The sequence below is a fragment of the Paenibacillus sp. p3-SID867 genome (assembly GCF_025142895.1).
Taxonomy (GTDB): Bacteria; Bacillota; Bacilli; order Paenibacillales; family Paenibacillaceae; genus Paenibacillus_AQ.
Window position 1 is genome coordinate 123007 of the sequence record NZ_JAMBDM010000002.1, and the last position, 14259, is coordinate 137265.

At 48.4% G+C, this 14259-nt stretch carries 7 protein-coding genes and 1 pseudogene; 6 read left to right on the plus strand and 2 right to left on the minus strand.

What is annotated here, in order from left to right; translation table 11 throughout:
- Positions 1-18 precede the first annotated feature (18 nt).
- Positions 19-663 carry a response regulator gene (locus tag M4D81_RS03840; RefSeq protein WP_260064533.1) on the minus strand — a complete coding sequence of 215 codons (645 nt, stop codon included), beginning with the start codon at positions 661-663 and terminating at the stop codon, positions 19-21.
- Complete coding sequence (locus M4D81_RS03845) at positions 650-1825, minus strand: sensor histidine kinase (RefSeq protein WP_260064534.1); 1176 nt, start codon at positions 1823-1825, stop codon at positions 650-652. Before M4D81_RS03845 ends, M4D81_RS03840 begins: the two co-directional genes overlap by 14 nt.
- A gap of 440 nt (positions 1826-2265) precedes the next feature.
- Between M4D81_RS03845 and M4D81_RS03850 the strand changes: the two genes are divergently transcribed.
- The 6 genes and pseudogenes from M4D81_RS03850 to M4D81_RS03875 all read left to right on the plus strand — a co-directional run bounded on the left by M4D81_RS03850 (position 2266) and on the right by M4D81_RS03875 (position 14247).
- Positions 2266-3198 carry a LytTR family transcriptional regulator DNA-binding domain-containing protein gene (locus M4D81_RS03850; protein ID WP_071219387.1) on the plus strand — a complete coding sequence of 311 codons (933 nt, stop codon included), beginning with the start codon at positions 2266-2268 and terminating at the stop codon, positions 3196-3198.
- A gap of 137 nt (positions 3199-3335) precedes the next feature.
- Positions 3336-4181 (plus strand): ABC transporter ATP-binding protein, encoded by an 846-nt coding sequence (locus M4D81_RS03855; RefSeq protein WP_071219388.1) that lies wholly within the window; start codon positions 3336-3338, stop codon positions 4179-4181.
- Positions 4178-4894, plus strand: a complete 717-nt coding sequence (locus M4D81_RS03860) for an ABC transporter permease subunit (RefSeq protein ID WP_071219389.1) — start codon at positions 4178-4180, stop codon at positions 4892-4894. The genes M4D81_RS03855 and M4D81_RS03860 overlap by 4 nt, the downstream gene beginning before the upstream one ends.
- Before the next feature lie 25 nt (positions 4895-4919).
- Positions 4920-7214 carry an accessory Sec system translocase SecA2 gene (gene secA2, locus M4D81_RS03865; RefSeq protein ID WP_260064536.1) on the plus strand — a complete coding sequence of 765 codons (2295 nt, stop codon included), beginning with the start codon at positions 4920-4922 and terminating at the stop codon, positions 7212-7214.
- A 38-nt stretch (positions 7215-7252) separates the two neighbouring features.
- A pseudogene (locus tag M4D81_RS03870) lies at positions 7253-7421 on the plus strand (phage tail protein); the annotation flags it as partial.
- Between the two features lie 442 nt (positions 7422-7863).
- Positions 7864-14247, plus strand: a complete 6384-nt coding sequence (locus M4D81_RS03875) for a DUF7601 domain-containing protein (RefSeq protein WP_260064537.1) — start codon at positions 7864-7866, stop codon at positions 14245-14247.
- The last annotated feature ends 12 nt before the right edge of the window (positions 14248-14259 follow it).

Consider the following 14259-nt stretch of genomic DNA (forward strand, 5'->3'; position numbering starts at 1 on the left):
TTCTTGGGGATCGGCTTTTTAATGATCCATAAATCCCGAATCTCGGGCTTTACGGGTGGCCTCCCGCCTTCCTTTCACATTCAGCTTCGAATAAATCGTGGAGATATAATTTTTGACCGTCCCTTCACTAAGATACAGCGCCTCGGCAATGTCTTGATTACGCAGGCCAGTAGCCAGCTTATGCAGCACTTCGACTTCACGGGCAGTGAGCCCAAATTCATTATTTTTCGCAGGGGTGGTATTGTTCATGTTCTTGATCATTTTACTCGCCATTTCCTGCGAAATTAATGTCCCTCCCGCATGGACCACCCGTATGCCTGCAGCCAGGTCTCTGGGATGAATGGCTTTGAGTAGATATCCTTCTGCTCCATAGCTTAAAGCCGCTAACACATGTTCTACTTCCTTATGGGAGGTCAGCATGATGATTTTGGTTGCAGGTATCCGCTCTTTAATCAGGGCCGTTGCAGCGACGCCGTCCATGACAGGCATGTTGACATCCATCAACACAATATCCGGCATAAACTGATCGCAGCCCTTTATGGCTTCTTCGCCATCCTTGGCTAAACCGACAATTTCCAAATCCGGTTCCATGGATAACACGATATGTAAGCTCTCGAGAATTAACTCTTGATCATCAGCCAGCAGCACTTTAATCTTCACCATACGGCATCACTCCTTTCAGCGGAATCTCGCATCGGACTTCGGTTATCACTGGAGTTCCCTCCACAGATGATAGGTGTAGGCTGCCTCCCAACCGCTCAACCCGATGTTTCATCGTGGTCAAGCCGAAACCATAATTTAGCTTGTCGATCGGTTTGCCGTTATTTCGAATGGACAATTGCAGATGGCTCTCAGAAAATCTAAGCTCCAGATGCAGTTGAGACGCCTTTCCATGTTTTAGTGCATTTGTAAAGGACTCCTGGATAACCCGAAGGATCGCTTGCCGTACCTCAAAACGTATGGAGCACTCTGTCTCCGGCAGACTCCATGTCAGGGCCGTACCCGTGTGCTCCCGGAAACGGACCACTAGGGATTCAACCTGTCGGATCAGACTGGATTCCTCTTCTTCCCCCATCTCGTGTACGATGTTCCTCATTTCGTCCAGATTTTTCTCTGCCAATGTTCTTAAGCGAATTAACCGATCTTTGGCTTCGGCAGGCTTGCTATCCATAAGGGCAATAGAAGCATCGAGGCTCAGAATGAGTGAGATAAAGGAATGCCCCAGTGTATCATGAAGCTCCTTGGACATGCGGTTGCGCTCTTCAAGCAAAGTCATTTTCTCGATCTCGGCCGAGTAGTGAGTTAACAGTTTATTTTGATGCTCCACTTCGGCTGCCAGTTTATTCTTCTGATCATACGCATTGGCTACGAAGCTTGCCCACATACCAATGAAGCAGAACAGCAGATTGTCTGTTCCGATACTTAGGGTTTGCTCCCAAGATAATCTTAGGAAAGACTGAAAGGAAAAGGGAATGAGAACAAGTAAGGGAATGATCCAAAGGGTTTGCTTAGTCAATAAGTACCCCATTGTAAGACTCGGCAGCAAATAGTCCGCTTTTGAAGTCAGATCCGGATGAATGACAGAATTCACATAATAAGAACCGCCAAGCAATAGCTCCAGTATGCAAAACCAGACCTTGTTCATCCGGCGCCCAGGAAACCAGAACAGCAAAGGGACGACAAGAGCTATGCTCAGCCAGATCACGTTTAATAATGTTCGGTTCGAAAACTCACTTACTGCCAGAACCCGGGACAACAGCAAAATATAATGGTATAAACGAAGAGCGAATATACCCCAATCCATGAAAGATAATATTCTTTTCATAACATCATCATACAGGAAATCTAAAAAACTTGGGTGAAGATTAAAAAGAAGGTTGCATCGATTCATATCGAAGGAAGACGAAAGAAGGTCGACATTTACGTGGAGGCTTTTTTTAAGGCTTCTTTTGATCCAGTTTAGGAGGCACCGTTTAGGTGGCCATTATTTTCGCCGATTGCTCCGTTAAGGTGAACCGTGTCATAAGTAATGGCAAGTTTTTTTGTGGCTATCCTTGCGGGGCATGGATTTGGAGAACCGCCCCATAAATACGTTTATGATCTAGCGCTGAGTGTAAGCCGATCCAAATTTTGAATGCGTGGTAACATGAACAATCCTCTCTCATCGTATTTTCCCGACCTTTGTTGATATCTATGACAAAAAAGTATCCCAACATTATAATTGTTATATATATATCCTATAGCGGTACTGACCGGGAGGACGGCATGCAATTTCAACCAATCTATGATAATGGGAAATTACTTCTACCGAAGATCGAATTAAATATGACATCGAACCAATCGATCGGCATTATAACGGACTTGAAGCGAAAGCAGCTTTTAATGAATCAATTGACGCATCATTCCCAATATTATTTGTTTCGAGCTGGGCAAAACGAGTATGTTCGTTTAACGGTGGAAGAGCTGATCGTTTTTCTAATCCGTGTAACGGAGAGGAATGACCGTGTCGCTCTGTTAATGAATTATTTTGCTTTAAAAGAAGAGCGGAAGGTAAGGATCAGGGATCTAAGCTCATCGAAAAGGATATATGTGACATTGCTGCGTGTCTTTTTTGCGCATCAGCCTACGATTGTATTGGAGGAACCTTACTTTTACTTGGAAGAAGAAGACCGTCGTCATTTTAAACGAATTTTGGATGACCTTTCGAAAGAGAAGCAGATTTTAATTTTAACCTCGAATTTAGAGGATGCCCTTATTTCCTGTGATGCCATTTATCGATTGAACGAGCTCGGTTTTCATCCATTGGATATTCGGGACTCGGAAGATAATAATCAGGAAGCGGAACAAGATCGGGGCAATATCACCTTGCAGAAGATTTATACGAAAAAAAATGACAAGGTGATTTTATTTGATCCTCCTGAAGTCGATTACATAGAAAGTATGGATGGTTCAATCCTTGTGCATGTAGGTGGAGAAAATTATGTCTGTGCTTTGACGCTAACCGAGCTCGAGCAGAGGTTGTTAAATTTCGGTTTTTTTAGGTGTCATCGATCCTACATCGTTAATCTGCAAAAAGTAAGAGAGATTATTACATGGACGAAGAATAGCTACAGCTTGCGCTTAAATACGGGTCAAGATGCCGTGGTCCCGTTATCTCGTTCAAAATTGCAAGATTTAAAAGCGCTTCTCAACATTTAATTTCCGGGGAAATTGTCGACCATTCAAGCATTAAGCGGTACAATTCAGGCGATAACAGCTACATTTCGGCGGATTTTGATGGCTGGAGATATGCAATCCCTATATACTTAAGCGAACAACTTAAGGATGTGGTGTTAATGGCTGTTATCCAGGTCGAACATATTCGAAAAAGATTTGGAAATAAGGATGCGTTAGCAGACGTGTCCTTTTCCATTCCGAAAGGTGAAATTTTTGGTTTCCTAGGTCCGAGTGGTTCAGGAAAAACGACATTAATAAAGATTTTAACGGCGCAATTAAATCCGACAAGCGGACAGGCAAGCGTATTTAACGAGCCGGCGGAGAGGATGCAGCGGTCTGCCCAGAAGATGCGCTTTGGCATTTTGACGGATAACAGCGGATTATATGAAAGATTATCGATTGAGGAAAATTTGGAGCTGTATCGCCAATTGTATGATCTTCCCAGATCTTCAATCGATAAGGTGCTGCAGTTTGTGAACTTAAACGGAGAGCGCAAAAAGAAAGTCAATCTCTTATCGAAAGGGATGCGTCAGCGTGTCATATTGGCATGCGCGGTCATCCATGAGCCAGAATTATTATTTTTGGATGAACCTACTTCGGCTTTGGACCCAGTAAACTCAACACATATTCATAAAGGCTTGCGCTACTTAAATGAGAAAGGGACAACGATCTTCTTAACTACGCATGATATGGTCGAGGCAGAATTGCTATGTAATCGAGTAGCGATTTTGTATCGGGGACAAATTCAAACCATCGGCTCACCCAAGGAACTTAAAAAACAGCATCGAGAAAACGTAGTTTGTGTTGAGTTAATCAATGGGCATGCCTACGAGCTCCCGATTAATGATGGAACGGCTGATCAAGTAGCCGATTGGATGAAACAAGGGTTCATTGATCGATTGGAAACGAAAGAGCCAAGCCTGGGTGATATCTTCATTAAAATGACAGGAAGTGAGTTACTATGAGTATCTCATTGAAACGTGCGCGAGCGATATTTGTGAAGGATTATAAAGAGTTTTCACGAAATTATGCCGTCTCCCTTTTGTTGATTTTTCCAATTATTATGGCATTGGGTCTTCGAGGTGCCCCCTCGGATTTGACGACTGCAACTTTCGGTTTAATTCTAAATACTTCGTTTGTAATGCTGCCGAGTTTTGCACAAGCTTGCTTGATTGCGGAAGAAAAGGAGCGTAACACTTTACGATCATTAATGATGACTCCGGCCACGACTGTGGATGTTTTAATCGGTAAAAGTAGTTTAGTCTTTGTCATGTCTGTTGTTATTTTGGCCATTGCTACGTATCTATTTGGCTATGAGCCAGTTAGTATATGGGCGTTTGTGGCAGCAATCCTTCTTTCAATTATTCTATACACAGCGGCCGGGACGATTTCTGGTTTATTCTCCAAGACGGTGCTTGAAGCATCTTTCTCTATAATCCCTGTGCTAATCGTATTTACTGCGGTACCATATGGGGGAATGTTACTAATGGATGATTTTCCGATTTTCAAAGCGCTGGAGTTTACACCCAGCATTCAACTTTTGCATTTGCTAGGTATACGCAATACACATTTTACAACGGGAGACTTATTAAAGCCCCTCCTCATTATTTTGGCATGGACGGTTGTATTTACGATTGCATCAGTTGTTTTGTACCAACGACGTTTAAAGGATGAGTAGGAAACCTGGGAGGGATCAAATTCCGATGAATCTAGCCGCCAAGTTGATGCAAAAATTCAAAGATCGCGTTACCCAGAATAAGCTGAAAGTCTATCGGGACCAAGCGGAGCTCATCAGGAAACGGAGTTTGGAAGCTTGGGACGATGGGCAGCTTCAAGCCGAATCCCTCCGGCTGCAAAAAGAAGCAAAATCAGGGACGCCTTTGGACGAGCTGCTTGTTGATGCCTATGTGCTAGTCTGCGAGGCAGCGAAGAGAACGCTCAGATTACAGCCTTACGCTGTCCAGATCATGGCTGCCATCGCTCTGCACGAGGGATTTTTGATCGAGCAGCATACCGGCGAAGGAAAAACGCTTTCTGCTGTTATGCCAGCTTATCTAAATGCGCTAACAGGCGAAGGCGTTCATGTGCTGACTTTTAACGATTATTTGGCACATCGAGATGCGGAGTGGATGGGCCCGATCTATCGTTTCCTCGGGTTAATGGTAAAATCGGTTCAAGCGGGCATGAGCCTGTCCGAGAAACGAGAAGCGTACGCCGCGGATATAACCTATGTGACGGCCAAAGAGGCGGGATTCGATTATTTGCGGGACACGATCGCCCTAGACGAAGCCGATACCGTGCACCGTCCTTTCCACTACGTCATCGTCGACGAAGCAGATTCGCTGCTTCTCGACGAAGCGCGGGTGCCGCTGGTCATCGCCGGTGAGCCGGGATCTTCCGGCAGCGATGGCATTCGTTTCGCAGAAGTGGCTAGGCAGCTTGAGCAAGATGAGCATTACGATTTCGACGAGTTCAAGCGGAATGTTTATTTAAATGAAGCGGGCTCTGCGAAAGTGGAATCGCTGCTGGAATGCGGCAATTTGTACGAAAGCCATAATAGCCATTTGTTATCGTCGTTGAATTGCGCGTTGCATGCGGAGTCGTTATTGAAAAAAGATGTCGATTACATCGTCCGGGACGGTAAAATCGAGCTGATTGACGAATATACCGGCCGCGTGGCGGAGAACAGACATTTGCCGGATGGGCTTCAAGCGGCTCTTGCGGCCAAAGAAGGGTTGCAGTCCTTAGCCGGCGGGAAAATTCTCGGTACGATCACCCTTCAACACTTCCTTAGCCTATATCCGAAGATTAGCGGAATGACGGCTACCGCGCACGTTTCCGCAATGGAATTCGAAAATATTTATGCACTGCAAGTCGTGCAAATTCCGCCGAACCGGACAAACATACGTATCGACCATCCGCACCGGATTTATACCCATAAAGAAGCCAAACTTAAGGCGCTTGTACAAGAAATTTCGACCGTCCATAGGGCGGGACGTCCGATTCTCATTGGTACGTCAAGCGTTGGGGAGTCTGACATGCTGGCAGAGGCGCTAGCGGCTGCCGGCGTACCTTGCCAAGTTCTGAATGCGAAGAACGACGCAAGAGAAGCAGAGATCATCGCCAAAGCGGGTGAAATCGGTGCTGTGACGGTGTCTACGAATATGGCGGGACGCGGCGTCGATATCCAGCTCGGCGGAGGTAACCTCACGCAGGCAGAAGTTGTCGCCAAGCTGGGCGGGTTATACGTGATTGGTACGCATATGCACGAAAGCTTGCGGATCGACAACCAACTGCGCGGTCGTTCTGGCCGCCAAGGCGACCCAGGGGCTTCCATATTTTTTGTGAGCTTGGAGGACGATTTGATCCTTCAGTTTGGTATCGATAAAGCGATTCCGCCCATCTATCGTGATCTTAGGCAGGACGAAGCACTCGGAGAGTCGGTGCTCTACAGCAAAATTACGCATATTCAGCGCGTTATGATGGGCCAGAACTTCCATATCCGCCAGGAACTGAACGGTTATTCGGATATGGTGGAGGAACAGCGACGTATTCTATACGCGGAACGGCTCGAAATTTTGAAAGGCGAGACGCCGATGAGCCCTTCGGAGCAGCGGGTACGGCTTTATTATATCGACAAGTTCTGGGCTGAGCATCTAGAATATGTTTCATACATTCGCGAAAGCATCCATTTGACGAAACTTGCTAACCGCAATCCGATCGACGAATTTCATACGCAAATCATCCAGGCCTTCGAGCATATTCCGGCTAAAATAAATAGAGCTTCGGCAAATATGCTCGTAAAGCTCGGAGGATCGAACGATCCGGCGAAGTGGGAAGAGTTCGGGCTGAAGAGCCCTACTTCCACATGGACTTATATAATTAACGATCAATACATGGAGTACTTGCAGAATCCTGGTTCATGGAACCCAGGGACGATCATCGCTTATTGGATTCGCAAGATGTTGAGGCCGGTATTCGGGTGGTCAGAATTTTGATCGGGAACCGTACTCTAAGTAACGGCATGTTCCAGAGCCTGGGGGTTAACGTGATGTATACGGTCGACGACCTGAAGAAGCGGGCGGTTGGCTTCAAGCTTTCCGAAGGGATGGAGGTACCCAAGGAGTTGGAGGAGAAGTTTAAGTTTGTCAGGCAGAAGTCCAAACTGGCCGGAACCTACCCGGGGCACGTTTTTCGTCATTAAGGAGAATATTTTATATAACGCTTTATGCTTTCCAGTTGGCGAAGTAAAGCAACCAATCAAAGAAAACACGCCGATTCGGCGTGTTTTTGGCTTATTTACAGAAGTGCTTCCATTCATAAACTTGCTTCTTTGCCGAATGGTTGTCGAGAATTTGTATAGGTAGCTCTAGTAAAATGAAGAGTGCGCTGTAGAGAATTGGCGTAATATGTAATTTTTCATTAATTAATGGCGAAAAATGTCGGAGGAAAGGAGAAAAGATACTAAGCCTGATCAATACCCTACACTCCAACGGCAACTTACTCGTTCTTGTGGAATTCTGCAAGACTTTATGATGTGCAGGCCGCTGGGATCAAGCAATGAAATATATCTATTCGCTTGAGCGTTATATCGGGTGGATGATCTGGATGTCGCCATAAATTTAGGGAGTGGAGGAGAATTTTGCATTGAGACGACAACGTAGTGTAGGAAAATCTGTAATGGCTTTCTGCCTAGCTGTTCTGCTGGCGTTGCAGACGGTGATGTTCTCTGCTGCTGCATATGCGGAGAGCGTGCTGAGCGATTCCGGGGCGGTAACCGTCAGCGAGGTTGGCTCGCCGGACGCGACCGAACCGTCGGTAACCGAAGCGGTATATGGGGCCCCGGATATCACGCCGTTAGCGGTGGGGCCAACGGATAAGACGAGTTTATTTATGGGTAAAAATGACCCTTTTCCGCTGACGGTTTCCCAAGGGACTCCTTCGAGTGAGATAAAGTCTACTACAGCCCCTGGCTACGACCCGAACGTTGACAAGATCAACGGCAGGCAGACTTTTACAATCACGTCGGGAACTTTACGTGTGCCGATGCGGAGCGATAGTGAAACGGATGAAAAGAATCCGGACACTTACATCCAGAAGGGCGACTTCATTGAGTTAAAGCAAGCGGATTATTTTAAGGGCGTAACCTTGACGAACGCCACAAAAGTTCTGGACGTCACCCTGTTCGGGCAAAACTACAAGCTGGGCACCGCTTATTTCACCGAGACCAGCATTAAGGTCGTTTTTGACGGCGATGACAGCTTATTCCTCCAGGGGACGAACGTAAACTTCCGCTTTGACACAACCGCAAACGCCGATGTGGCGGGAATGGACTACGGCACGACCAAGCCCCTCGCCTTATTCGGGAGCGGCTACATGCTGGAAAACCCGGAAGTTACAGCAAAGTATAGCATCAGCTTACGCTCCAACAGTAACACGGACAGCTTTGTGAGCTATACGCAGCAGCGAGGCAGGGTTGAGATATCCAGCACCGATTTTCAAGCCGGCAAAGTTAAATGGCAAGCGATCGTCACCGCGACTGACATGGACGACGTGAACATCAAGCTGCCGCTGGACGGAACGATATTTTCCAATGATTTGACTAATGTAGGCAATTATGTGACAGGTTCTTTCGAGGTAAAGGATGCCGCCAACAATGTCGTGGCAGGAGCAGCGCCGAACTATAATGGGAGCGAGCTGACTTACACCTTCCCTGACAATATCGGCGATACGGCAATCATCAACTTCGAAACCTGGATTCCTAAGGAAAAATATTATAAACAATATCGGTATAATGATAGTAGCTGGGACTTCAGCTCAACACAACAAGTAAGCAATGGTGCGACAACTGGTACGGCAACAAGCGCAGTAAAATTGCTGAAAGCGGACAATACGGAGCTGGCAACAAGTAATCTGTGGACTGTTGCGCTCAAGCCCGTCTGGTTTCAGAAGGACGGCGTGCAGAACTACAAGGATAACACCATCACATGGACCATTACGGTTAACCATAATGGCAAATACAACAGGAAGCCTCTGCAAGACTTGGCAATAACGGATATCATCCCTCCCGGGCTCTCCTTCAAGTCGGCAACGTTTCAGAAGTCTGAAGCAAATGTATGGTCGGATATCAATACGATTACGACAAAGCCCGCAGACGATGTCTATTCCTTCGGACAAGTGGAAGGCCCGGTGAGGCTGGTCATTGTCACCGACATTACCGGCACTCAAACTAGCTTTACTAACAAGGCTACCGCCAAGTGGAATCTGGATCAGATAGACGGGAACGGGCAAAACAACGATATCGGGGTAACAGACCAGGCAACAGTCAACAAAGCGACCAATAGCCTGAGCAAGACGGCCAACGGCGGTGATTTGACATCAGGTACTTTAGGATGGAAGGTGACCGTTAAGCCGCTGGACGCGATGCCGGACGGGAACATTTATGACCTGCTCGTGTACGGAGATGGAAGCGAAATAGACTGGAATAACGTTCAGGTCAGCCCGCCCATCGATTCGGCACTCTTGACGGCAATACGAACCAAAAATACGGCAAATCCAAGATACTGGCAGCGGTATAAGCCAGGTTCCTTTAGCTCTGCCGATGGGTTAACCGAAAAAGTCTACACCATTACCCAAAATGGCAAGGTCGTCGCCGAGATCCTGGCCGTCACCGGCCTTACAACCGGAGAGAAGGTACATACGTATACCTTTAATACTTACTTGACGAACTGGAAGCATTTTGCACACAATTTCGGGACTAATTTTTACAATCAGGTATCTCTGTTCGACGGTGGAACTTATGTAATGGGCGCAGGTTCGAACAATAACGCCTTCAACAGCGGCATGCTGACCAAGGGCATGCTCTTTGCGTCAAAACCGGTGAACCCGGCAACCGGTGTGGAAGATAATGTTGCGCCAAATCAGGTCAACAGTTTTATCTACTCCGGAAATGAGAAGGACTATTGGACAAGAGCGGCCTATGACCGGTCGAGCAACACGGTAACCTTCCGTCTGTCGGTCAATGCCAATGGAATCAAAACCGAGGAAATGGCCAAGCATGGCGGCACGCATGTCGCACAAAATATTCAGGTGGTCGACATCCTCCCCGAGGGCTGGGAGTTTAAGCCATATTCCGAGGGGAAAGCATTTGAGATTTATCAAGGGGCAAGAGCCGATTATGGGTTAAGGGTCGACGCTACTGCTGGTGTACCTATTGCCGCTCCCGAAAATCTGGTAAGCTTTTCTGCCGCAGGCAACGCGGGGACGTTTAGCTTTACGAAGTTGGACCAGCCCTACGTGATTTTGGTGAAGGCGGGGCCAACGGCTGCAACCCTCAAGCAATATGCCGATGCCGGCCAGACAGAACAGACGGTATATAACAAGGCAGAGCTGCGCATCAAATGGGGAGACGAGAATACGGTAGTCGACGTCGAGCGGGATAACAAGACGCCCATTCAGCGTAAAGTCATCGTTCCTCCGTCAAAGTCCATAAACAAAACAGTGAAAAAAGCAGCGCCTGGCGTGCTGGAGTGGACCGTGGAATATGCCCCGCCATTTACCGTGAAGGATACCGCCTACTTGCAGGATACCTTAGGCAAGGGACTTAAACTGCGCAATGATGAATTTGACCGACTCTCGCTCCGGGCTCCCGATATGGCGGTCTATCCTGCCAAGCTAACGGCTAGCGGAGCTTTGGCCCAGGACGGCGAGGCTCTTGATCTGTACGCTCCGGACAGCGAGGTCAAGGTGGCGGCAAACAAGGAGACAGACGGGACAACGACTCTGACCTTCAAGATGGCGAACCCGAACAAGCTGTATCTGTTCGTCTACCAGACTGAAATCGACGGCACTGTACTCGGTGTCGGCGACAAGGCGGGCAACAATGTGCAGATGATGGGCGACGATGCCGCAAAGGATGTCAGCAGCCATGCGGAATACACGGTAGAAAGTGCAGACATTAGTGGCGGTGCCGGATGGCAGCCTATTCTGAAGCTGAAAAAGGTCGATCCGGACGGCAAGCCGCTGCAGGGCGTAGAGTTTACGCTGTATAACAAGGACGGTACGGTAGCTCTTGACAAGAAGGGCGCTCCGATCAAGGGAGTTACCGACAGCAAAGGCGAGCTGATTTTTAACGTCGAGGTAGGACTTTACGATCTGAAGGAAACCTGGATCGACGAGACGACCTATCTGCCTACCGAGCGAGTTTATAACGTGCGTGTGTCTAGTACACCATTTAACCCTATCTGGGTGGACGGCAATCTGGTAGATAGCACTAATCCGCTGGTCGTGCCCACACCGGCCCAAGGTAAGCTGACCATCAGCAATAAGGTGGAAGGCAACGGCAGCGATCCGGACAAAGAGTTCGAGTACACCGTGACCTTCACCGGCGAAGGCAAGGACGGAGAGTACACCTATAAGAAGCCAGATAATACGTATGGCAAGATCAAGAGCGGAGACAAGATTACCCTGAAGCACGGGGAATCTGTGGCGCTCCCGGCATTGCCTGCGGATCTCGTCTATACCGTAACCGAGGCCGATTATACGACCGTTGACGGTTACACAACTGAGCCGGAGACGAGAGAGCTGTCCGGCACGATCGTGAATAAAGGCGACCATAAAGCAGATTTTGTCAACAAGAGATACGTTAACGATCTGACCGTCAGCAATACCGTAACCGGCGACGGCGCAGAACTGGACAAGCCGTTCAAGTACACAGTGACCTTTGACGGTGCAGGAAAGGATCAAGCCTACGATTATGAGCATTCAGACGGCACAACGGGCATGATCAAATCCGGCGATACTTTCACGCTCAAGGATGGCGAGACCTTTAAAATTAAGGATCTTCCCGACAATTTGAAATACACGATCACCCAGGACAGTTACAAGAATGATGGCTACACGACTACCCCTGTGGGATTATCTGATGAGGGAGTCATGGCGGGTGCCGATCGCGAAGCGGGCTTTACCAATGATCGGACCGTCAACAAGCTGACGATCAGCAATACGGTCATGGGCAATGGCGGCGACAAGACGAAGGCGTTCGAGTATACTGTCATCTTTGAAGAAGCAGGCAAGGATGGAAGCTACGCGTATACGAAGTCGGATGGCGCGACGAGTACACCGGGAACGATCAAGTCTGGCGAATCCTTCACACTCAAGCATGGAGAGACGCTGGATATTTTGGGTCTGCCTGAAGGTCTGAAATACACAGTTACCGAGAAGGACTACACCGCCGACGAATACGTGACCAACCCTGAGGAACGGTATTATACCGGAGTCATGGAAGGCAACGACGAAAACGCCCCGTTCACGAACGTGCGAGTCATCGAAGGAGGCCTGCTCATCAGCAACACGATTAAAGGCAAAGACGACGACAAGTCGAAGCCGTTCCAGTACACGCTCACCTTTACAGGCGAGGGATCGGACAAATCCTACGCCTATGAGAAGTCGGACGGCAGCAAGGGAACGATTACGAGCGGAGACACCTTCGAGCTTACCGACGGCCAGACGATCGTTATAGAAGGTCTTCCGACGTATCTCAAGTATACGGTGACCCAGGATGATTATTCGAAGGACGGCTATGTGACGGATCCTGAAAGTCTCGTTCGCACAGGTACCATTCCGGAGAAAAGAGTGGCTGAAGCGCACTTTGTCAATACCCGCCCGTATCTGGAAGGCGTACTGCGTGACAACAACACAGGAGAAGTCATTCCGAGCGCGGAAATCATCGTGACGAACAAGAAGAACAACGAACAGCAGACGGTTTGGACGAATGAGCAGGGTGAATATTTCGTCCCTGCCGAGGCGGATACCGACTATACGATCACGTATACGAAGGTGTATCGGGTAGGCGGGAAGGATGTTCCTGTCGAGTTCACGCAAAAAGCAAAAGTAGACGGCAGCGTGACGGACGAGACCGTTCCGGCGGACATTACGGCGGTAGGGATCGTTCTGTTCAAGCAGTTGGATGGAACAACAGCGCTATTCAACAATTCGTTTGCCAGCCAGATGCATATCTATTTGAAGGACAAGGACGGCAATTATATTCAGGAGAACGGTCGTCCCAAGGCGTTTCCGATGGCTTCCAACGGAACCTTCTCCGTGGAAGGGCTAAGCGAGCAGAAGTACACCATGGAAGTTCGCTATAAAGCCGAGACCGGCGAAGAATTGCTCCTCAAAGTGACGCAACTGGACGTGAAGGCTAACGGAGAGCTGAATATTTCCGAGGAATTGGTCGACCCTTACGGTACGGTTTATGATGAAACGACAGGAGATGCTCACACTGGCAAGAAAATTGCCGGAGCCAAAGTTACACTGTATTATGCGGATACGAAGCGGAATAGAGATAACGGCCGTATTCCGGATACGAAAGTAACGCTTCCTTCAGTTCCGAATTTTGCTCCGCACGACAACAAGAGCCCGGAGCAAGATAGCGACGCAAATGGCTTCTATGCGTACATGGTGTTTCCTGAAGCGGATTATTATCTGATCGTCACGAAGGACGGATACGAGACGCACAGAAGTGATACGATTTCTGTCGATTTTGACATTGTAAGATACGACGTGCCGATGAAGCCGATAAACACCGGCGGCGGACCGGGCCCTGTTAACCCAACACCAGAGCCGGAGAATCCGGGCCCTGTTAACCCAGCACCAGAGCCGGAGAATCCGGGCCCTGTCAGCCCAGCACCAGAGCCGGAGAATCCGGGCCCTGTCAGCCCAGCACCAGAGCCGGAGAACCCAGGTCCTGTCAACCCAGCACCAGAGACGGAGAACCCAGGCCCTGTTCCTGACCAACCTGGCTCCGAGCCTGGCAACGTCAACAATGGGAATAACAACATCGACAACGTGCCTGATGTCAGCGACTTAGCCGATAAGGGTGCGGGCAATGGAAATAACGAACTGGACGATGCTCCGGAAACCGGAGACAACAGCGTATCGCCAATCTTCTATATGGCTTTGGCGCTGATGTCCTTGATGACAATCGGGTTCTGTCTACTCGGTAACAAGAAGAAAAAGCACATCCAATGACCGGAAAGGCGG